The organism is Streptomyces daliensis (assembly GCF_054782395.1).
The window spans coordinates 1-21,607 of record NZ_BAAGSO010000108.1 but is presented as its reverse complement, the minus strand read 5'-3'; the positions used below and the strand labels follow the sequence as shown (position 1 = coordinate 21,607).

Below are 21,607 nucleotides of genomic sequence, written 5' to 3'. Positions count from 1 at the left end.
CTAGATCCACGGCTAGCGACGGGGTGAGCACGCGCGGGAGGTGCTCACCCCTTGCTGTGCCCGCTTGCTCTGCCTGCGGGCGGTCGGCCGACGCGCACGCCTACTTGAGGTCGAACTCGCCGTCCCGCGCGCCCAGGACGAACGCGTTCCACTCCGCCGCCGTGTAACGCAGCACCGTCTCCGGGTCCTTGGAGTTGCGCATGGCCACTCCGCCGCCCGGCAGGTGGGCGATCTCGACCTTCTCGTCCTCCGGGCCACCGGGAGCGCTCTCCCAGGTGACGCCGGAGATGTCCATGGCGTACAGCTCGTTCTTCTCCTGCTCACTGCCCATGTGCGGAGTTCCTTCCGGAGTGGTGGGTACGGGTGTCGGACTGCTGTGGAACGAGCCTACTCACGCGGGCTGATGATGTTTCCGCGAGCGGGCCCACGTCGCTCGTACGGGTGTACGGGGACGCACGGGAACCGCCCCTCGGCCCCCGCACCCTCCCCGGCCCCGCACCGCCTCGCCTCCTCACGGCAGACGCAGGTCCGAGCAGCCGTGCGCCTCGGCCGACCGCTTCGCGAACGCCGTGAGCGCGTCCTTCTCGAACGCGGGGGAGGGGTGCTCCGCCACCGTGCCGCCGCCCGTGGCGCGGATGCCCCAGAGGACGAACAGCGCGCGCTCCGAGCTGCCCTCGCACTTCGCGCTGGCCCACGCCAGGTGGTTCTTCTCCGTGGTGCCCGCGTCCTCGCTCACCGCGCTGCCGTCCGAGGCGCGCAGGATCCGCGCGTACGGGCCGTACAGCGCGGAGACGCGGTAGCCGGGCGACCCGGCCGAATCGTCCTCGGCGAGGTAGCAGTCCTCGGCGGGCGCCCGCCCGTGGGTCGGCGCCTCCAGGGCGCTCGGCACACCGGCTTCCCTGGCACGCTCGGCGAGCGGACGGAGCGCCGCGCAGGTGCCGGTGGCTCCGTCGAGTGGGCGCGGCTTCGTGGAGAGGGGGTCGGCGGGGATCTGCGTGAGACGTGTCGCCTCCTTCGCGTCCGGCGCCGGACAGCCGTACTTCTCGGCGGCGTTCTGCGCCGTGTCCGCGGTAAGGCGGGTGAAGGCGGCGCGAGCCTCCCGGGGGCTGACGGAGTCCACGCGGACGAGGAGGCCGCTGACGAGCAGGTCGTCGGCGTCGCTGTTCTCGTCCCCGCACGGCACGGTGACGGCCGCGCGGAGCTGGGAGCCGCGGCGGCTCGTCGTGCCTGACCAGTCGTCCCCGAGCGGCCCGACGGCGTCCGTCGCGTGGTACAGCGACGTGCGCGCGGGCAGCAGGGCACCCTCGTCGCCCGCCCGCTCCACCCTGCGGATGTCGAGGGTGAAGGAGTCCTCGTCGGGCGAGGCGGTGTTCCGCACCCGGCACCGGGCCATGGCGCCCTCGCCGCCTTCGTCGGCCGACTGCGCCGTCGCCTCGTCGCCGCCGAGCGCGTCGGGGACGAGGACCGTCGAGAGGCTGCCACCGCAGGCGTCGTCGAGCGGGTCGTTCCACCACCGGTAGACGAGGAACCCGGCGACGACCGCGAGCGCGCACACGGCGACGAGGACGGTTCGGGAGACGGTGCGACGTGCCATGCGCATGCTGTTGCTCTCTGTTCCGTGTGCTCTCTGATCCATGCGGGCCCCGGGCCTGTTCCGCCCGGGCCCGGGGTCACGGGGGAGGGGGTCCGTACGGGCTCAGCGGCCCGTACGGACCGCACTCACCACTCCGAGCGGAGCCAGCTCAGCGCGTCGTCCCTGCCGCCCCGGTACTCCGTCTCGCCTTCCTTGATCAGCGCGGTGGTCCAGTTGTCACTGCCCTCGCGCGGCTTGCCGGTCTCGGGGTCGGTGTGGGTCTCCGACCACGCGGCGATCATGTTGGAGATGTTGTGCTGCCCGGCGTCGAACTTCTGGCCGTTCTCCTTCGTGGCCTCCATGCCCGCTTCCTTGCGCATGTCCAGCGTGTAGTCGTACATCGCGAAGTCCAGCGCACGGTTGGCGATGTCGACGGGAGGCAGGTACTTGGCCGGAGTGAAGTCCATGACCACACCGGTCGAGGACGTCACCGCGTGGTTGAAGTCGAACGCGTACTGGTTGATGGTGTCCCGCTTGTCGAAGGTGATGTCCGCGAGGACGCCGTCGTACATGCCGATCGCCGACGAGGTCTTCTTGACGGGGACCACCGTGTCGTCGTGCTTGTTGTCGTTCGGCATGCTGGAGAAGAGGTCGAGGGAGTACTCCTTCTCGGCCCGGTACATCTGCCCGTACGCCGCGGGGTCGTCCGCGATGCCGCGCATGACCTTGACCAGGTCCTCTTCCTTCACCGCCATGCTGGCGCCGCCGGGCCCGTCGTTCCAGACGCCGCCGCCCTCCGCGTGGTTCTGGTAGTCGACGTTGTCGCGGCCCAGGATCTCGTGGGTGTCGGGCGTGTAGTCGGTCAGCATGTGCGCGAGCGGTGCCCGGAGGTTCGGGGGCATCTTCTCGGCGTGGCCCGACTCGTTCAGCAGCCCGATCGTGTCGTGCATGATGCGGGCCTGCGACTCGGTGTGCGCGCCCATCGGGTGCTGGGTGCCCGGCGCGTACCCCGTGGCGGCCGACTCCAGCGCAGCGCCCAGCCCCTTCTGGTTGTAGAGGTCGCTCATGGCGTCCATCTCCTTGGGCGCCGCGCCCGGACCGTTCATGAGGTAGTCGGGCCAGTCACGGTCCTTGAGCAGGTACTTCAGATGGTCGCTCTGCTTCGGGTCCAGATAGGCGGTGGACGCCTCCGGGTCCTTGCTCATGATGCCGAGCACCCCGTCGAGCGGGTCGTGCTCGACGCCACGCTGCACCGGCTTGCCGTTCCAGATGTCCCACAGGTCGGGCTTCTTCTTCTCGGCCTCGATGATGTCGTTGCCCAGGGCGTGCAGGAACTGGTCGTCGTACTTGCCGCCCTGCTTCATCGTGGTCACGAGCGCCTGGTAGCCGTAGACGGGCTCGGTGTTGCTGCCGAAGTTCTTGGTGCCGACCTTCTCCAGGTCGGCCATGAAGTCCTTGTTGAACTTGCCGTCGGCGCTGTTGAGCCAGGTCTTGTACTCCTCGGAGCCGACGGGCATCTCGGCCACCGACTTGGGCACCCTCGTCGCGGTCGCGATCGACTCTGCCAGGCCCTTCTCGACCTCGTCGCCGTCCTTGCCCATGCCGCGCAGCTTGTTGCCCAGCTCCAGGGTGCGCTCGGCGCCCAGGCCGTTCAGCAGGGTCTGGGAGAACGCCTTGTCGTCCGAGTTGTCCCGCATGAGGCGCCGCAGCTCGGCCGTCTCGGTCGCGGACAGGTCGTCGCCGGAGTTCAGCTTCGTCGCCAGGTCCTTGGCGCGGTTCGCCTCGACCTTCTCCATGTCGCCCTCGGCGGCGCTGTTGAAGCCGTCCGTGGCGCCCTTGCCGTCCTTGTCGACCGTGGCGGTCTTCAGGGCCAGCTTCACGCCGTGGTCGGCGTCGTCGACCTGCCCGACGAGGGTCTTGATGTTCTGGGTGAAGTCCCGTTCCGCCTGCGCGATGATGCGCCCGTTCTCCGGGTCGTTCTTCATCGCCCGGTTCTCCTCGGGCGTCAGCGAGTCCCAGTCGTAGGTGACCTCGCCGGTCTGCGCGTTGACCTTGTAGCCCTTGCTCTCGGCCTCCTTGACGACCTTGTCGATGGCCGTCTTGAAGGCGTCGAACTGGGTGAATGCCTCGTCGAGGATCTGGGCGATGGCCTGGGCCTCGGCCTTGGCCGCGATGAATTCCTGGCGGATGATCCCGGACTGGCTGAACGCGGCCGTGAAGCCTTCGCCGCGCCAGGCGCTGTCACCGATGACCTTCAGGACGTTGGTGTCGAAGTCCGTTTGGAGTTCGCCGAAGCGGGTGCCCATCTTCCGCCATGACCCGGCGGCGTCCTTGAGCGTGCTGAACTTCGTGGTCATGACGTCGTGATACGTGAGCGGCATGGCCGAACTCCTCAGTAGTCCGCTATGCCGCTGCGGGGCACGGTGTTGGTGGACGTGGGCGCGTTGGGATTCAGGAGCAGCGGGGGAGTGCCGTCGACGGGCGGGACGAGGCCGTTGTTCTGGCCGTACTGCCCGTTCTGCCCGTTCGCGCCGGGCAGCAGGAACTGGTTGCCGATGAGGCCGTCGTTGAGCCCGTAGAGGTTGTTGGCGCTGCGCAGCGACGACATGTACGACGTCAGCCTGCCCAGCAGATTGCCGACCTGGCGCTCCCAGGCCGTCATCGCCTCGTTGAGCCCGGTCTTGGTCTGCCAGTCGTTGAACTCACCCGCGCCGCCACCGCCCGGCCCTGTGCCGGGGGCCACCATCGGGGGGTGCCACTGCGGCTTCTGCGAGGGGGTGAGCAGCGAGTCCAGGAGCGGCCCGACCATGCCGCCGCCCGCGACGACGCCGGAGTCGGCGTCCGCCATGGTGCTCGCGCTCTTGGCTGCGGGCGCGAGGGTCTTCTCGATGTAGGAGGCGGCCTTCTTCTTCTGCTCCGGAGCCGTCGCCAGGACGCCGGTGCCCGGCGCCACGGGGCCGGGGCCGCCGCCACCGTCCGCCTGGTTGAGCCGCATGCTCGTGCTGTCGCCCTGCGAGCCTGCGGCGGTCTTGTGCTCCGCCCATTCGTTCTCGAATGACATGCGTTCCCCGTTCTGTGACCCGGCCGGGGCTTTCGCCCCGATGCCACCAATGCCACCAATGCCACCGATGCGACTGTTGCGGCCGATGCCGTCGACGCAACCGGTGCGACCGATGCACAAGGCAGCCAAGTTAGCAGTGGGGCGCCTGGGGAGGCGCCCCACTTTGGCGATCGTCAGACCGTCAGCGGTCGGGCAGCCACCCGAGCTGGACGAGTGGCGTCCCCCGCTTACGGGAGACGAAGAAGCCCCGCCCCTGCGGCATCGGCCGGGGCCGTACGTTGCCCAGCAGGTCGCCCTCGCCCGGGTCGCCGGAGAGCACCACGCCCTGCGCGCCCAGCTCCTTGATGCGCTGCATGAACGGCTCGAACATCGAGCGCGAGGCACCGGCGGCGCTGCGGGCGATGATGAAGCGGACGCCCACGTCGCGGGCGAACGGCAGGTTCTCCGCGAGGACCGAGAGCGGGTTGCCGCTGGAGGTGGCGACCAGCTCGTAGTCGTCGACGATCACGAAGATCGTCGGCCCGGACCACCAGCTGCGGTCCCGGAGCTGCTGCGGAGTGACGTCCTGCGCCGGGGCCCTGCGGTTCATCAGGTCCTGGAGCGCGCTCATGTGCGCCTCCATGGAGTTGGACATCGGCGCGTACTCCAGCAGGTGCGACTCGGGGATCGCGCTCAGCAGGGAGCGCCGGTAGTCGCCGACGACGATCTTCGCGTCGTTGGCGTCGTACCGCTCCGAGATCTGCTTGGCCAGCAGCCGCAGCAGCCCCGTCTTGCCCGACTCGCTCTCGCCGAAGACGAGGAAGAAGGGGTCGGTCTCGAAGTCGACGAAGACCGGCTCCAGGTTGTTCTCGTCGATGGCGAAGGCGACGCCGCGCTCCGGGTGGTCGCCGCCGCCCGGCAGCTGGTGCGCGGGCAGCTCGCGGGGCAGCAGCCGCACAGCGGGCGCCGCCGGGCCCGTCCAGTGCCGGGCCACGGCCTGGTTGAGCGCGGTGGTGGCCTCGGACAGCTCGTCGTCCGAGTGGATGCCGTCGATACGGGGCACGGCCGCCATGAAGTGGAGCTTGTCCGGGGTCTGGCCGCGCCCCGGCACACCGGCCGGGACGTTCGCGGCGACCTTGCGGTCGAACTCCGAGTCCATGGTGTCGCCGAGCCGCAGCTCCAGCCGGTTCATGAGGTGGTCCTTGAGCGCCGCGCGCACCTCCAGGCTCCGCGAGGCCGTGATGACGACGTGGATGCCGTAGCCCAGGCCACGGGCCGCGATGTCGGTGATGACCTGGTCCAGGCCCTCGTAGTCGTTGCGGAAGTTGGCCCAGCCGTCCACGAGGAGGAAGACGTCGCCCCACGGCTGGTCCGTGATCTCACCGCGCGAGCGGCGGCGCCGGTAGGTGGCGATGGAGTCGATGCCGTTGGCGCGGAAGTACTCCTCGCGGCGGGTCAGGATGCCGTAGACCTCGGCGACGGTACGGCGCACGCGCTCCGGGTCGAGACGGGAGGCCACACCGCCCACGTGCGGCAGCTCCGAGACGGCCGACATGCCGCCACCGCCGAAGTCCAGACCGTAGAACTGGACCTCGTACGGGGTGTGGGTCAGCGCGAAGGCGGAGACCAGGGTGCGCATCAGCGTGGACTTGCCCGACTGCGGGCCGCCGATGACGAGCATGTGCCCTGCGGCGCCGGAGAAGTCGCGGTAGAGGGGGTCGCGGCGCTGCTCGAAGGGCTTGTCGACCAGGCCCAGCGGGACCACGAGACGGCCAAGGCGCGGATAGTCGGGCTGCGTCAGGCCGCGCCCCTCGACGGGCGCGAGCCCCGGCAGCAGCTCGTCCAGCGGCGCCGCGCTGTCCAGCGGCGGCAGCCACACCTGGTGGGCCGGGGTGCCCTGGCCCTCCAGGCGGCGCACGATGACGTCGAGCACGGTGTCGGCCAGCGCGTCGTCCTCGGGCCGCCTGGCCCCCGGCACGCCCGCCGTCTCCGGGTCGGGCGCGAGGTGCTGGACGGCCACGGGCGCCGCGGTGAACAGCACGGGGCGGCGGTCGACGGGCAGCGGCCCGCTCGGCGTCAGCTCGCGGTCGGCGCCGGAGCGGTAGACACCGGAGACGTAGGCGGCCTTGAAGCGCGTCATCTCGTCCGTGCCGAACTTCAGATAGCCGGAACCGGGGACCGACGGCAGGTGGTACGCGTCGGGGACGCCCAGCGCCGCGCGCGACTCGGCGGCGGAGAAGGTGCGCAGACCCACGCGGTAGGACAGATACGTCTCCAGACCGCGCAGCCGCCCCTCCTCCAGGCGCTGCGAGGCCAGCAGCAGATGGACGCCCAGCGAACGGCCGATGCGGCCGATCTGGATGAACATGTCGATGAAGTCGGGCTTGGCGGTGAGGAGTTCGGAGAACTCGTCGATGACCAGCACCAGCGAGGGGATCGGCGTGAGCGGGGCGCCCGCCGCGCGCGCCTTCTCGTAGTCGTGGATGTTGGCGTAGTTGCCCGCGTCGCGCAGCATCTCCTGGCGGCGGTTCAGCTCGCCGCGGATGGAGTCGCCCATGCGGTCGACCAGCGTCAGGTCGTCGGCGAGGTTGGTGATGACGGCCGCGACGTGCGGCATCTGCGACATCCCCGCGAAGGTCGCGCCGCCCTTGAAGTCAGCGAGGACGAAGTTCAGCGTCTCGGAGGAGTGTGTGACGGCCAGGCCGAGCACGAGCGTGCGCAGCAGCTCCGACTTGCCGGAACCGGTGGCGCCGACGCACAGGCCGTGCGGGCCCATGCCGTCCTGCGCCGCCTCCTTGAGGTCCAGCATCACGGGCTGGCCGTCCTCGCCGACGCCGATCGGCACCCGCAGCCGCTCCGCCTGCGAGCGGGGGCGCCAGGTGCGCGAGACGTCGACGGAGGCGGCGTCGCCCAGCGCCAGCAGGTCCGTGAACTCCAGGTTCGCCAGCAGCGGCTCGTCGTCGTCGCCGCCCGTCCCCATGCGCATCGGCGCGAGCTGCCGGGCCAGCGCCTCGGCCGCCTCGTACGAGAGGAAGTCGGGCACACCGTCGTACACGAGCCCGTGCCCGGACTCCAGTTGCAGCGCACCCGCGCGTACGACGGCGGACAGGCCGCCCCGCGCGGCCTCCATGTCACCGGGGACGACCTCCAGGACGGTCACGCCCTGGAGCCCCTCGGGCGCCGCCAGCATCGACCCCGGCGGCACCGTGGCACCGTCGAGGACGACGAGCACGTGCGGCTGCTCCAGCAGCGGCTGGCCGCCCGCGTTGAACCGGGGCCGCCCCTCCAGGCGCGCCGCCAGCAGCTCCTCCAGCTCCATCGCGTGGTCCGCGATCAGCCGCCGCGTCCCGGCGCCGTCCGTCGTGCCCGGGGCCTGCACATGCGGCAGCCACTTCGCCCACTCCCAGCGCGGGAGGCCGCCGCGGCCCGCGGCGATGGCGATCACGAGGTCGTCGGGGGAGTGCAGCGAGGCCAGCGAGGCCACCAGCGCGCGGGCCGAGCCCCGCACCGCCTCGGGCTCGCCGCTCACGGTCATGTGGTAGAAGGCGCGCAGCGAGACCGCCATCGGCAGGCCCTCGAGGGTGCCGTGCGTGTTGAGGAACTGGTGCATCGCGCCCGCCGTCAGCGGCTCCAGCTCGTCCACGGGGGCCGTCTCGGGCGCGATGAGAGGGGTCGCGAGCTGCTGTGCGCCGAGGCCGATGCGCACCTGGCCGAAGTCGTCGTCGCCAGCGCGCCGCTCCCACACGCGGCTGCCCTCGGCGACCAGCGACCACAGCTGCTCGGGCGCCGGGTGCAGATAGAACTGCGCGTCGCGCTGCTTGCGCGCGGTCTTGCGGATCTTCCGCCGGGTCTGCGCGAGGTACTTGAGGTAGTCGCGCCGCATTTGCGACATCTCACCCTGTGTGCCCCTGCGATAGCGAATGATCATGGCGATGGCCATGGCCACCGTGGAGGCGACCATCACGATGCCCATGATGCGCATGAAGGGGTGCGCGTTCGGCATGAAGAAGAAGACGACGGAACCGCCCATGCCGAGCATGGGCAGGAGCTGCATCGCCATGCCCTCCTGCTGCCCGCGCGGCAGCTCGGGCGGAGGTTCGAGCATCAGCTCTTCGCTGGGTACGTCAGGGGGAAGAGCCCGGGGCTGACGTTTGACGACGATCTGGCTCACTGCGCACCAATTCCCTCGTACGGACGGGACAGTTCGTCTCCGGCGCCCCCGTGGCGACGGACTCCATCCGCGCGAGGTGATCCTACTGGCAGTGCGTGTGACCGGGGAGCGGTAGGGTGTCGCGCGATGTGTGCGCACCAGCGAATGAAGACCGCCGCACGGCGTTGACGCCGAGGAGGTGCCGACGAGGCACCGGCGAGGTGACGAACGCGGTGGCGAATACGTGTGCGTCCGGTGCGCATCGCGTGTTCATTCCGCGCCCATGTGTCCAGCCGGCCCGCCAGGAACGGCCTACGAGGGGGATTCACAGGTGAGTACGACGGCCTCAGCAGCGGCCACGGGATCCGGTCAGCGGACCGGTACCGCGTTCGGCGCCGCGCCAGGCAACGGCTTCTGCCGGGTCACCATCGTCGCGCCCGACAGCCGCATCGACGTGGCCCTGCCCGAGGACATCCCGGTCGCCGACCTCTACCCGGAGATCCTCCGCCTCTCCGGGCAGACCCCGGCCGAGGGCGCCCCCGTCGGCTACCACCTCGTACGCCGCGACGGCACCGTCCTCGACGGCTCCCGCTCCTTCATCGCGCAGCGCATCCACGACGGCGAGGTCCTCAGCCTCCGCCCCTTCGCCGAGTCGCTGCCGCCCGCCGTCTTCGACGACGTCTCGGACGCCGTCGCCTCCGCCGTCACCCGCGACCGCAAGCTGTGGTCCGACGGCCTGATGCGCGGGGCCGGGCTCATCGGCGGCAGCGTGCTGCTGGTGCTGATGGCCTTCGTCCTGTGGTTCGCGGACCCCGTCAAGCACGACATGCACAGCCTGCCCGGCATCCTCGCCACCGTCGCGGGCGTCCTGCTCGTCGCGCTCGCCGCCGTACGGGCCAGGGTCTACGACGACCGCGCCTCCGCCATCGCCCTCGGGCTCGGCGCGATGCCGCACGTCGCGATCGCGGGCTCGGGGCTGCTGCCCCTCCAGGAGCACCAGGGCGTCGGCAGGCTCCAGTTCCTGTTCGCCTGCGTGGCCGTCCTCCTCGTCTCCGTCATCCTCATCGCGGCGACGCCCAGCGGCGACGGCCCCTTCGTCGCGGCGGCCTTCACCGCCGCCGTCGGCACCCTCATCACCTTCGTGGGCATCGTCACCGACATCGAGGCCGTCGAGTCGGCCTCCATCTGCGCACCCCTCGCGGTCGGCGCCATCGCCTTCCTGCCCGGCCTCTCCGCGCGCTTCGCCCGCCTCCCCATCGGCTACGAGGCCCCGCGCACCGGCACCGTCAGCTACGACACCGACCCGGACGCGACGCCCGAGACCCAGGGACCGGTCGACGCCGAGCGCATCGCGGGCCAGGCCCGCCGCGGCCACGAGATGCTCGTCGGCCTCGTCGGCGGCTGCGCGGCCGTCGTCGTCGGCGCCACCGCCGTGCTCGCCTTCGCCGACTCGGGCTGGGGCCAGTTGCTGGCGCTCGCCACCGGCATCGCGATGCTGCTGCGCGCCCGCCTCTTCCGCTACACCTCGCAGGTGAGCTGCGCCCTCGTCGCCGGCCTCGTCGCGCTGACGCTGCTCGGGCTCGGCCTCTCCCTCAACCCGCCGGTCGAGGTGCTCCAGGAGCTGCGCACGGGCGACAGGACCGCGCTCGACATCCGCACCATCTGGCTGACCGCTGCGACCGCCGGGGCCGCAGCCCTGATCACCGCCATCGGCCTGATCGTCCCGCGCAAGGGCGTCACCCCGTTCTGGGGCCGCTTCCTGGAGATCTTCGAGACGTTCGTGCTGCTCTCGCTGCTCCCCCTCTGCCTGGCCGTGATGGACGTCTACAGCGCGGCCCGCGCCATGACCAGCTAGCCTCGGACCCGCCGGCAGGGCGGCCCGCCGCGCACCGCGGTAGGCCGCCCTTTCGCGCGCTGGTAGGCTGGTCAGGCCCCCGAGTACCGGAAGTGACCCCTGTGAAGCAGACCAGGGGCGCTCGGCGGCGAGGAAACCCTAGGAGCACCAGTGTCGTCTCTCGATGCCGCGACCAAGAAGCAGATCATGTCCGAGTTCGCCACCAAGGAGGGTGACACCGGCTCTCCCGAGGTCCAGGTCGCCCTGCTCTCGCGTCGCATCTCGGACCTGACCGAGCACCTCAAGACCCACAAGCACGACCACCACTCCCGCCGTGGCCTGCTGCTCCTGGTCGGCCAGCGCCGCCGCCTGCTGCAGTACCTGGCGAAGAAGGACATCCAGCGCTTCCGCGCTCTGGTCGACCGCCTCGGCATCCGCCGTGGCGCGGCCGGCGCCCGCTGAGACAGGATGGAGGGAGCGGTTCCCGCTGACGGGGACCGCTCCCTTCGCCGTACTCGGCACACCTCGTGGGACGCGGAAGGTTTGTAGTCTGGGTCCCACAACGCCATACAACGGCATACACAGAAGAGAGGCCGGGCGCCCCGCCCGTCGCCGGTCCTCGGTAGTGGCCCCCGGACGACACATCGATCCGGGTGCTTCGATCGAAGACCGGCCCGCACAGGGAGCGCCTCGCCAAGACGGTCCGCCGCCACACGGGCGACGGACGCAGACGAGGAGATATTCCTGGTGGAGAACGAGACCCACTACGCCGAGGCCGTCATCGACAACGGCGCCTTCGGCACCCGCACCATCCGCTTCGAGACGGGCCGCCTCGCCAAGCAGGCCGCAGGCTCCGCCGTGGCGTATCTGGACGACGACACCATGGTGCTGTCGGCCACCACCGCTTCCAAGCAGCCGAAGGATCAGCTCGACTTCTTCCCGCTGACCGTCGACGTCGAGGAGCGGATGTACTCGGCCGGGAAGATCCCCGGCTCCTTCTTCCGCCGTGAGGGCAGGCCCTCCGAGGACGCGATCCTCACCTGCCGTCTCATCGACCGCCCGCTGCGCCCGTCCTTCAAGAAGGGCCTGCGCAACGAGATCCAGATCGTCGAGACGATCATGGCGCTCAACCCCGAGCACCTCTACGACGTCGTCGCGATCAACGCCGCGTCCTGCTCCACGCAGCTCGCTGGCCTGCCCTTCTCGGGCCCGATCGGCGGCACCCGCGTCGCCCTCATCAAGGGCCAGTGGGTCGCCTTCCCGACCCACACCGAGCTGGAGGACGCCGTCTTCGACATGGTCGTCGCAGGCCGTGTGCTGCCCGACGGCGACGTCGCGGTGATGATGGTCGAGGCCGAGGCCACCGAGAAGACCATCGAGCTGGTCAAGGGCGGCGCCGAGGCGCCGACCGAGGAGGTCGTCGCCGCCGGTCTGGACGCCGCGAAGCCCTTCATCAAGGTGCTGTGCAAGGCCCAGGCCGACCTCGCAGCGAAGGCCGCCAAGCCGACCGGTGAGTTCCCCGTCTTCCTGGACCACCAGGACGACGTCCTGGAGGCGCTCACCACCGCCGTCCGCGACGAGCTGGCCCAGGCCCTCACCATCGCGGGCAAGCAGGAGCGCGAGGCCGAGCTGGACCGCGTCAAGGGCCTGGCCGCCGAGAAGCTGCTCCCGCAGTTCGAGGGGCGCGAGAAGGAGATCTCCGCGGCGTACCGCTCGCTGACCAAGGAACTGGTCCGTGAGCGCGTCATCAAGGAGAAGAAGCGCATCGACGGCCGCGGCGTCACGGACATCCGTACGCTCGCCGCCGAGGTCGAGGCGATCCCGCGGGTGCACGGCTCCGCCCTGTTCGAGCGCGGCGAGACCCAGATCCTGGGCGTCACCACGCTGAACATGCTCCGCATGGAGCAGCAGCTCGACACCCTCTCGCCGGTGACGCGCAAGCGCTACATGCACAACTACAACTTCCCGCCCTACTCCACCGGTGAGACCGGCCGCGTCGGCTCCCCGAAGCGCCGCGAGATCGGCCACGGAGCACTCGCCGAGCGCGCGCTCGTGCCGGTGCTGCCCACGCGCGAGGAGTTCCCCTACGCCATCCGCCAGGTCTCCGAGGCGCTGGGCTCCAACGGCTCCACCTCGATGGGCTCGGTCTGCGCCTCCACCATGTCGCTGCTGAACGCCGGTGTGCCGCTCAAGGCCCCCGTCGCCGGTATCGCCATGGGCCTCATCTCCAAGGAGATCGAGGGCGAGACGCACTACGTCACCCTCACCGACATCCTCGGTGCGGAGGACGCCTACGGCGACATGGACTTCAAGGTCGCCGGTACGCGCCAGTTCGTGACCGCCCTCCAGCTCGACACCAAGCTGGACGGCATCCCGGCCTCCGTTCTCGCCGCGGCCCTCAAGCAGGCCCGCGACGCGCGTCTGCACATCCTGGACGTGATGAACGAGGCCATCGACGTCCCGGACGAGATGTCCCCCAACGCCCCGCGGATCATCACCGTCAAGATCCCCGTGGACAAGATCGGCGAGGTCATCGGCCCCAAGGGCAAGATGATCAACCAGATCCAGGAGGACACCGGCGCCGACATCACGATTGAGGACGACGGCACCATCTACATCGGTGCCGCCGACGGCCCGGCCGCCGAGGCAGCGCGCTCCACGATCAACGGCATCGCCAACCCGACGATGCCCGAGGTCGGCGAGCGCTACCTTGGCACGGTCGTGAAGACCACCACCTTCGGTGCCTTCGTCTCGCTGCTGCCCGGCAAGGACGGTCTGCTGCACATCTCGCAGATCCGCAAGCTCGCGGGCGGCAAGCGCGTCGAGAACGTCGAGGACGTCCTCGGCGTCGGCCAGAAGGTCCAGGTCGAGATCGCCGAGATCGACCAGCGCGGCAAGCTCTCCCTGATCCCCGTCATGGACGACGAGGAGAGCGGCGACAGCGCCGAGAAGGACGGCGGCGAGTCCGACCAGTGACACGCACGCCCCGTACGACGGCCCGCCCCACCGCAACGGAGGGGCGGGCCGTCGCCCGTACCAAGACGCTCCTGAAGGGCGAGAACGGCGTGGGAACCGTCCGCAAGACCGTCTTGCCCGGCGGCCTGCGCGTGGTCACCGAGACCCTGCCGACGGTGCGCTCGGCCACCTTCGGCATCTGGGCGCACGTCGGCTCCCGCGACGAGTCCCCGTCCCTGAACGGCGCCACGCACTACCTCGAGCACCTGCTCTTCAAGGGCACCGAGCGCCGCAGCGCCCTGGACATCTCGGCGACGCTGGACGCCGTCGGCGGCGAGATGAACGCCTTCACCGCGAAGGAGTTCACCTGCTACTACGCCCGTGTCCTGGACACCGATCTGCCGCTGGCCATCGACGTGGTGTGCGACATGCTCACCGGGTCCGTCATCGACCCCTCCGAGGTGGACGCCGAGCGCGGCGTCATCCTCGAAGAGATCGCGATGACCGAGGACGATCCGGGCGACTGCGTCCACGACCTGTTCGCGAGCACCATGCTCGGCGACTCCCCGCTGGGCCGCCCCGTCCTGGGCACCGTCGACACCGTCAACGCGCTCACCCGCGACCGCATCGCGCGCTTCTACAAGAAGCACTACGACCCGACGCACCTCGTGGTCGCCGCGGCCGGGAACGTGGACCACGCCACCGTGGTGCGCCAGGTCCGCGCGGCCTTCGAGCGCGCGGGAGCCCTGGACCGTACGGAGGGCGAGCCCGTCGGGCCCCGCTCCGGCAGCCGGGCGATACGCGCTTCGGGCCGCGTCGAACTGCTCGACCGGAGCACCGAACAGGCCCACATCGTCCTGGGCATGCCCGGCGTCTCCCGCAACGACGAGCGCCGCTGGGCGCTCGGCGTGCTGAGCGCGGCTCTCGGCGGCGGCATGAGCTCGCGCCTCTTCCAGGAGATCCGCGAGAAGCGCGGGCTGGCCTACAGCACGTACTCCTACACCTCCGGATTCGCCGACTGCGGCCTCTTCGGCGTGTACGCGGGCTGCCGCCCCAGCCAGGTCCCCGACGTGCTGAAGATCTGCCGCGAGGAGCTGGACCAGGTCGCCGCGCACGGCATCACCGACGACGAGCTGCGGCGCGCCGTCGGCCAGCTCTCGGGCTCGACGGTCCTCGGCCTGGAGGACACGGGCGCGCTGATGCACCGGCTGGGCAAGAGCGAGCTGTGCTGGGGCGAGCAGATGAGCGTCGACGACATGCTGGCGAAGATCTCCGCCGTCACCCCGGACGACATCCGCTCCGTCGCGGCCGACGTCCTGGGCCAGCGCCCCTCCGTCGCCGCGATCGGAGCGCTCAGCGACCGCCAGGCGGCCCATCTGCACGAGGCGGTCGCCTGAGCGCGCGGGCCGCAGCGCGCCCTCGCCGCCCCACCTTTCCCGCACCTCCCCGAAGGAACGATTCCATGAGCAAGCTGCGCGTAGCCGTCCTCGGCGCCAGGGGCCGGATGGGCTCCGAGGCCGTACGGGCCGTGGAGGCCGCCGACGACCTGGAGCTGGTGGCGGCCCTGGGCCGCGGCGACTCGCTGACCGCGCTGACCGAGGCGGGCGCCCAGGTCGCGGTGGACCTCACCACCCCCGACTCGGTGATGGAGAACCTGGAGTTCTGCGTCTCCCACGGCATCCACGGCGTCGTCGGCACCACGGGCTGGTCCGACGAGCGCCTGACGGCACTGCGCGGCTGGCTCGCCGACTCGCCGGACACGGGTGTGCTGATCGCCCCGAACTTCGGCATCGGCGCCGTCCTGATGATGCGGTTCGCGCAGCAGGCCGCGCGCTTCTACGAGTCCGTCGAGGTCGTAGAGCTGCACCACCCGAACAAGGCAGACGCGCCCAGCGGCACCGCGGCCCGCACGGCCCAGCTCATCGCGGGCGCCCGCGAGGCCGCTGGCCTGGGCGCGCAGCCCGACGCGACCAGCACGGCACTGGAGGGCGCGCGCGGCGCCGACGTCGACGGGGTGCCGGTGCACTCCGTGCGGCTGCGCGGCCTCGTCGCCCACCAGGAGGTGCTGTTCGGGGACGAGGGCGAGACGCTGACCGTGCGGCACGACTCGCTGCACCGAGGCTCCTTCATGCCGGGCGTGCTGCTGGGCGTGCGCCGCGTCGTCTCCGAACCGGGGCTGACGTTCGGCCTCGAACACTTCCTCGACCTGGACTGACGTGCGCGCGAGACTCACCTACTTCACGCTGGCCGCCGTCCTGGTCGTCTACTTCGTCCTGGTCGGCAGCCGCGGCGTGCTGCTCATCAAGCAGGGCACGGCGGTCACGGTCGTCCTGGGCGCCGCCGTGCTCGTGCTGCCCGTCATCGGGATCTGGTTCCTGTGGCACACCACGCGCTTCGCGCGGGACGCGGGCAGGCTGGCCCGCGAGCTGGAGGCCGAGGGCGGCCTGCCCGTCGACGAGCTGCGCCGCACCCCCGCTGGCCGCATCGACAGGGACTCGGCCGACGAGGTCTTCGCCAGGCGCCGCGCCGAGACGGAGCGCTCCCCCGAGGACTGGCGCTCCTGGTTCCGGCTGGCCGTCGCCTACCACGACGCCCGCGACACCCCGCGGGCCCGCAAGGCGATGCAGCGCGCGATCGCGCTGCGGCGCCGGGAGGGCTGAGGGGACGGACGACGACTGGACGACGACTGGACGACGGAGGGCCGGGCCACGTGACATGGCCCGGCCCTCCGGTGCGTCGTACGGGCGGCGTCCCGTGCGGGCGCCGTCTCAGCGGGGTTCGGCGGCCCACGCCTCTATGACGTCCGCTGCCTGGTCGAACGCCTCGCGGCGGCCGAGGAAGTCCGCGTTGTGGTCGGTCAGCAGCGTGCGCAGGGGCTCGCCCTCGCCGTCATCCTTGCCCTCGCCTGCGCCCTCGCGGGTCCGCACGACGCTGAGGGCCTGGCCCTGGAGCGTACGCGGGAGGCCGAGCCACTTCACGGGCTGCTGAGCCGTCCGTACGGCGGCGATCGAGGCCCAGGGGAGGGTGACCGTGTAGAAGAGGCCGACCTGGCGCAGCCCGTGGGCGCTGACCCATACGCCGATCCGCAGCAGCCGCAGCGCGAAGGCGATGACCAGGGCGGCGATGCCCAGGCAGACCGCGGCCCCCGACACGTTCCCCGCGACGCCGATGAGCACGGCGGATATCAGCACGTACGAGGCCAGCAGAAGCAGCAACGCCCCTCCGGCGACCCGCCAGGGTCCAGGCCGGTAGGGGCGCCGCCAGTGGTCACGGTCCTCGTAGGGCAGCGGGGTCTCGTCCGCGGCGGCTGCGGGAGCGCTCGACTCACGGTCGGCGGTCAGGAAGGGCAGGGGCACGGCTTGTCCTCGCTCGCGACTGGTTCTGTGAGCGGTGAGGTTAGCGAGGCCCCGGGGACCGGGCCACCCCCGGGTAGGTGATCACCCCGGGCGGCCCGGTCCTTCGGTTGTCAGCGGCGTCAGCGGCCCTCGGCCGCCGCGGGCACGCGCTGCGGGTTCTGCTGCTCGGGATCGAGCGCCGGCACTCCCAGCATCAGCGACCCGACCAGCCCCGCGATGACGGTGAGGCCGAACAGGGCGCTGCCCGCTCGCTCGGCGAAGCTGCGGCGGGGCCGGGGAGGCGGGGTGACATTGCTGCGGAACCGTTCCGCCTCCGCGAGGAAGGTGAACGGGACTGTCTCTCCGCGGCGCAACATGGCAGGGGCTCCTGAGGGAATCGATCTGGATGTGTCTCATGGGGGGAACGTCCGGGCCTGCGGCACAGTGCCCATGCTCACCGGACGTGTGTGAAAAATATCAAGTGGCAAGGCGACCTTTGGCACCGGGGGTCACTTATGGCCAAGGAGAGTCCCTTTTGTCGCAACAAGAGTGGACCAACTGGGCCAGTGCGGGCGCCATCTGCGCGTCGCGGGGGAGTGTCAGTGGCGCGCCGTAGGCTGGGCGCGCCCTGGCAGACGTACGTATGTGGAGGACCGCCAGTGACCGACAACCCCGACCAGAGCGCGCCCAGCTTCCGCGGTGACATGACCGTCGAGCTGATCAAGCACAGCGCCGCTGACACGGACGTGCTGTGGGCGGCGCGGGTCTCGACCTCAGGTGAGCAGTCACTGGACGAACTGCACAAGGACCCCGAGCGCTCCAAGGGCTTGATCAACTACCTGATGCGGGACCGCCACGGCAGCCCCTTCGAGCACAACTCGATGACCTTCTTCATCAGCGCCCCCCTCTTCGTCTTCCGCGAGTTCCACCGCCACCGCGTCGGCTGGTCGTACAACGAGGAGTCGGGCCGCTACCGCCAGCTCCAGCCGGTCTTCTACGTCCCGGAGGCCGATCGCAAGCTCGTCCAGCAGGGCCGTCCGGGGAAGTACGAGTTCGTCGAGGGCACACCCGAACAGCACAAGCTGACGAGCGAGGCCATGCGCGAGTCCTACCGCAGGGCCTACGAGACGTACGAGGAGATGCTCGGCGCCGGAGTGGCCCGCGAGGTCGCCCGCGCCGTCCTCCCCGTCGGCCTCTACTCCTCGATGTACGCCACATGCAACGCCCGCTCCCTGATGCATTTCCTCGGCCTGCGCACCCAGCACGAGCAGGCGAAGGTGCCCTCCTTCCCGCAGCGCGAGATCGAGATGGTGGGCGAGCTGATGGAGGAGCAGTGGGCCCGGCTGATGCCGCTCACGTACGCCGCGTTCAACGCCAACGGCCGTGTCGCTCCGTAGTGTCCGTATTGCGCCATTTCAAGAAGTTCATCTAGCCTGAACAAACGGGTCCGGCACTGCTTGAACCCCCGAGCAGGCAGTGCCGGGCCCTCCCTCCCCGCCTCCTTTGGCCTGATCAGCGGGCCACAAGCGCCCCGAGGGAGCACACGAAGGTGAGCTGCGAGTAGCGTGGACCCCATGGCTCCGACCTCCACACCGCAGACGCCCTTCGGGCGGGTCCTGACCGCGATGGTCACGCCGTTCACAGCGGACGGCGCACTCGACCTCGACGGCGCGCAGCGGCTCGCCGCCCATCTGGTGGACTCCGGCAACGACGGCCTCGTCGTCAACGGCACGACCGGAGAGTCCCCGACGACCAGCAACGCGGAGAAAGCGCGACTGGTCAGGGCAGTGGTGGAAGCGGTCGGCGACCGTGCCCACGTCGTGGCCGGAGCCGGCACGAACGACACGGCACACAGCCTCGAACTGGCCCGCGACGCCGCCAAGGCGGGCGCGCACGGCCTCCTCGCCGTGACGCCGTACTACAGCAAGCCCCCGCAGGAGGGTCTCCTGCGGCACTTCACCGCCATCGCGGACTCCACGGACCTGCCGGTCATGCTCTACGACATCCCCGGCCGCTCCGGCGTCCCGATCAACACCGAGACCATCGTCCGGTTGGCGGAACACCCCCGCATCGTCGCGAACAAGGACGCCAAGGGCGACCTCGGCCGCGCGAGCTGGGCCATCGCGACCAGCGGACTGGCCTGGTACAGCGGCGACGACATGCTGAACCTCCCCCTACTGTCCGTCGGCGCGGTCGGCTACGTCTCGGTGGTCGGCCACCTCGTCACCCCCGAGCTGCGTTCCCTGCTGGAGGCGCACGTCTCGGGCGACGTCAGCAAGGCGACCGAGATCCACCAGAAGCTGCTCCCCGTCTTCACGGGTATGTTCCGTACCCAGGGCGTCATCACCACCAAGGCAGCCCTCGCCCTGAAGGGGCTCCCCGCCGGGCCGCTGCGCCTGCCGCTGGTGGAGCTGTCCCCGGAGGAGACCGAACAGCTCAAGCACGATCTCTCGCACGGCGGGGTACAGCTCTAGCCCACAGACTTCACAACTGAATACCGAGAACCACCGCTCGTGCATGACCTCACGCGTCACGCACTTTCGAGACAAGACGAATCGCCACACGAACATCGCGCGCGCCACGTGTCCCACGCGGTCCCCCACGCCGGAGGCCAGGGGCGCGTGGCGCGCGTGCTAAAGGAGAGTCTTTTGAGTCATCCGCATCCCGAGCTGGGCCCGCCGCCCAAGCTCCCCGAAGGCGGCCTGCGGGTCACCCCGCTGGGCGGCCTGGGCGAGATCGGCCGCAACATGACGGTCTTCGAATACGGCGGCCGGCTGCTGATCGTCGACTGCGGCGTCCTCTTCCCAGAGGAGGAGCAGCCCGGCATCGACCTCATCCTTCCCGACTTCAGCTCCATCCGGGACCGCCTCGACGACATCGACGGCATCGTCCTGACGCACGGGCACGAGGACCACATCGGCGGCGTCCCGTACCTGCTGCGCGAAAAGCCCGACATCCCGCTGATCGGCTCCAAGCTGACCCTCGCCCTGATCGAGGCCAAGCTCCAGGAGCACCGGATCAGGCCCTACACCCTTGAGGTGGAGGAGGGGCACACCGAGCGCATCGGCCCCTTCGACTGCGAGTTCGTCGCCGTCAACCACTCCATCCCGGACGCGCTGGCCGTCGCCATCCGCACCCCGGCGGGCATGGTCGTGCACACCGGCGACTTCAAGATGGACCAGCTTCCCCTCGACGGGCGCCTCACCGACCTGCGGGCCTTCTCCCGCCTCGGTGAAGAGGGCATCGACATGCTCCTCGTGGACTCCACGAACGCCGAGGTCCCCGGCTTCGTCCCGCCCGAGCGCGACATCTCCAACGTGCTGCGCCAGGTCTTCGCGAGCGCGCAGAAACGCATCATCGTCGCGAGCTTCGCCAGCCACGTGCACCGCATCCAGCAGATCCTGGACGCCGCGCACGAGTACGGACGCCGGGTGGCCTTCGTCGGCCGCTCGATGGTCCGCAACATGGGGATCGCCCGCGACCTCGGCTACCTCAAGATCCCCGCGGGTCTCGTCGTCGACGTCAAGGCGCTGGACGACCTCCCGGACGACGAGGTGGTCCTCGTCTGCACCGGTTCCCAGGGCGAGCCGATGGCGGCCCTGTCCCGCATGGCCAACCGCGACCACCAGATCCGCATCGTCGCCGGTGACACCGTGATCCTGGCGTCGTCCCTGATCCCGGGCAACGAGAACGCGGTCTACCGCGTGATCAACGGCCTGACCCGGTGGGGCGCCAACGTCATCCACAAGGGCAACGCGAAGGTCCACGTCTCGGGCCACGCCTCGGCGGGCGAGCTGCTGTACTTCTACAACATCTGCCAGCCGAAGAACCTGATGCCCGTGCACGGCGAGTGGCGCCACCTGCGCGCCAACGCGGAGCTGGGCGCCCAGACGGGTGTCCCCAGGGACCGCGTGGTCATCGCGGAGGACGGCGTCGTCGTGGACCTGGTCGACGGCAAGGCCAAGATCACCGGCAAGGTCCAGGCGGGATACGTGTACGTGGACGGCCTCTCGGTCGGCGACGTCACGGAGTCCTCCCTCAAGGACCGCCGCATCCTCGGGGACGAGGGGATCATCTCCGTCTTCGTGGTGGTCGACAGCACGACGGGCAAGATCACGGGCGGCCCCCACATCCAGTCCCGCGGCTCCGGGATCGACGACGCGGACTTCGCGCACGTGATGCCGAAGATCGACGAGGCCCTGGCCAAGTCGGCCCAGGACGGCGTCGCCGAGACCCACCAGCTCCAGCAGCTCGTCCGTCGCACGGTGGGCAAGTGGGTCTCCGACAACTACCGCCGGCGCCCGATGATCCTCCCTGTGGTCGTCGAGGTCTGAGGTCCAGCAGGGACCAACAGGGAGCGGGGCGCCTCGATTTGCATCCCGGCGCCCCGCTCCAGTACGTTTACGGCTCCACCGCAAGGGGAACCCGGAGCGTCCTGCGCTTCGAAGGGAGCCCTTGACCGGAATTCGGAAATCGGCCCGGAAGGGACCGGAAAAAGAATCTGGTAAGGTTGGAGACACCGAAAGGGAAGCGCCCGGAGGAAAGCCCGAGAGGGTGAGTACAAAGGAAGCGTCCGTTCCTTGAGAACTCAACAGCGTGCCAAAAGTCAACGCCAGATATGTTGATACCCCGTCTCCGGCCGGGTTCGGTTGGGGCAGGGTTCCTTTGAAGAAATACACAGCGAGGATGCTGTGGACCGGGGGGATTATTCCTCCTCCTG

Annotated in this window: 16 protein-coding genes; 9 read left to right on the top strand and 7 right to left on the bottom strand. The window is 70.3% G+C overall.

The features are described 5' to 3' along the window. Positions 1-100: 100 nt before the first annotated feature. From ACYVOO_RS30480 to eccCa, 5 genes are all read right to left on the bottom strand, one after another. Positions 101-331 carry a DUF397 domain-containing protein gene (locus ACYVOO_RS30480; protein ID WP_453349938.1) on the bottom strand — a complete coding sequence of 77 codons (231 nt, stop codon included), beginning with the start codon at positions 329-331 and terminating at the stop codon, positions 101-103. Between the two features lie 180 nt (positions 332-511). Next, positions 512-1,600, bottom strand: a complete 1,089-nt coding sequence (locus ACYVOO_RS30475; RefSeq protein ID WP_461018950.1) for a hypothetical protein — start codon at positions 1,598-1,600, stop codon at positions 512-514. 119 nt (positions 1,601-1,719) lie between these two features. Then, on the bottom strand, positions 1,720-3,954 hold the full coding sequence (locus ACYVOO_RS30470) for a hypothetical protein (RefSeq protein WP_461018949.1): 2,235 nt from the start codon (positions 3,952-3,954) through the stop codon (positions 1,720-1,722). A gap of 11 nt (positions 3,955-3,965) precedes the next feature. Then, positions 3,966-4,634, bottom strand: a complete 669-nt coding sequence (locus tag ACYVOO_RS30465; RefSeq protein ID WP_461018948.1) for a hypothetical protein — start codon at positions 4,632-4,634, stop codon at positions 3,966-3,968. A gap of 181 nt (positions 4,635-4,815) precedes the next feature. Beyond that, complete coding sequence (gene eccCa / locus ACYVOO_RS30460) at positions 4,816-8,784, bottom strand: type VII secretion protein EccCa (protein WP_461018947.1); 3,969 nt, start codon at positions 8,782-8,784, stop codon at positions 4,816-4,818. A gap of 310 nt (positions 8,785-9,094) precedes the next feature. Here eccCa and eccD point away from each other — a divergent pair, with 310 nt between their 5' ends. The 6 genes from eccD (at position 9,095) to ACYVOO_RS30430 (ending at position 16,212) form a co-directional block, all read left to right on the top strand. Then, positions 9,095-10,618 (top strand): type VII secretion integral membrane protein EccD, encoded by a 1,524-nt coding sequence (gene eccD, locus ACYVOO_RS30455; protein WP_461018946.1) that lies wholly within the window; start codon positions 9,095-9,097, stop codon positions 10,616-10,618. A gap of 150 nt (positions 10,619-10,768) precedes the next feature. Beyond that, complete coding sequence (rpsO, locus tag ACYVOO_RS30450) at positions 10,769-11,059, top strand: 30S ribosomal protein S15 (protein ID WP_453349944.1); 291 nt, start codon at positions 10,769-10,771, stop codon at positions 11,057-11,059. A 285-nt stretch (positions 11,060-11,344) separates the two neighbouring features. Then, on the top strand, positions 11,345-13,573 hold the full coding sequence (locus ACYVOO_RS30445) for a polyribonucleotide nucleotidyltransferase (RefSeq protein WP_461018945.1): 2,229 nt from the start codon (positions 11,345-11,347) through the stop codon (positions 13,571-13,573). Next, positions 13,570-14,949: a M16 family metallopeptidase gene (locus ACYVOO_RS30440; protein ID WP_461018944.1), complete on the top strand. Its 1,380-nt coding sequence runs from the start codon at positions 13,570-13,572 to the stop codon at positions 14,947-14,949. The genes ACYVOO_RS30445 and ACYVOO_RS30440 overlap by 4 nt, the downstream gene beginning before the upstream one ends. Before the next feature lie 65 nt (positions 14,950-15,014). Then, complete coding sequence (gene dapB / locus ACYVOO_RS30435) at positions 15,015-15,767, top strand: 4-hydroxy-tetrahydrodipicolinate reductase (protein WP_461018943.1); 753 nt, start codon at positions 15,015-15,017, stop codon at positions 15,765-15,767. Position 15,768: 1 nt separating this feature from the next. Beyond that, on the top strand, positions 15,769-16,212 hold the full coding sequence (locus ACYVOO_RS30430; RefSeq protein WP_461018942.1) for a hypothetical protein: 444 nt from the start codon (positions 15,769-15,771) through the stop codon (positions 16,210-16,212). A gap of 108 nt (positions 16,213-16,320) precedes the next feature. Here the strand turns inward: ACYVOO_RS30430 and ACYVOO_RS30425 are convergent, their stop codons facing one another. Both ACYVOO_RS30425 and ACYVOO_RS30420 read right to left on the bottom strand, forming a co-directional pair. After that, positions 16,321-16,908, bottom strand: coding sequence for a hypothetical protein (locus ACYVOO_RS30425; protein ID WP_461018941.1), 588 nt, complete (start codon positions 16,906-16,908; stop codon positions 16,321-16,323). A 119-nt stretch (positions 16,909-17,027) separates the two neighbouring features. Continuing rightward, complete coding sequence (locus ACYVOO_RS30420; protein ID WP_461018940.1) at positions 17,028-17,264, bottom strand: hypothetical protein; 237 nt, start codon at positions 17,262-17,264, stop codon at positions 17,028-17,030. 282 nt (positions 17,265-17,546) lie between these two features. Between ACYVOO_RS30420 and thyX the strand changes: the two genes are divergently transcribed. The 3 genes from thyX to ACYVOO_RS30405 all read left to right on the top strand — a co-directional run bounded on the left by thyX (position 17,547) and on the right by ACYVOO_RS30405 (position 21,221). Then, the gene (gene thyX, locus ACYVOO_RS30415) at positions 17,547-18,284 is read left to right on the top strand and encodes an FAD-dependent thymidylate synthase (protein WP_453351281.1); all 738 of its coding nucleotides are present in this window, start codon (positions 17,547-17,549) and stop codon (positions 18,282-18,284) included. A gap of 177 nt (positions 18,285-18,461) precedes the next feature. Continuing rightward, the gene (dapA, locus tag ACYVOO_RS30410) at positions 18,462-19,361 is read left to right on the top strand and encodes a 4-hydroxy-tetrahydrodipicolinate synthase (RefSeq protein WP_461018939.1); all 900 of its coding nucleotides are present in this window, start codon (positions 18,462-18,464) and stop codon (positions 19,359-19,361) included. A 174-nt stretch (positions 19,362-19,535) separates the two neighbouring features. Next, positions 19,536-21,221 carry a ribonuclease J gene (locus ACYVOO_RS30405; protein WP_453351283.1) on the top strand — a complete coding sequence of 562 codons (1,686 nt, stop codon included), beginning with the start codon at positions 19,536-19,538 and terminating at the stop codon, positions 21,219-21,221. The last annotated feature ends 386 nt before the right edge of the window (positions 21,222-21,607 follow it).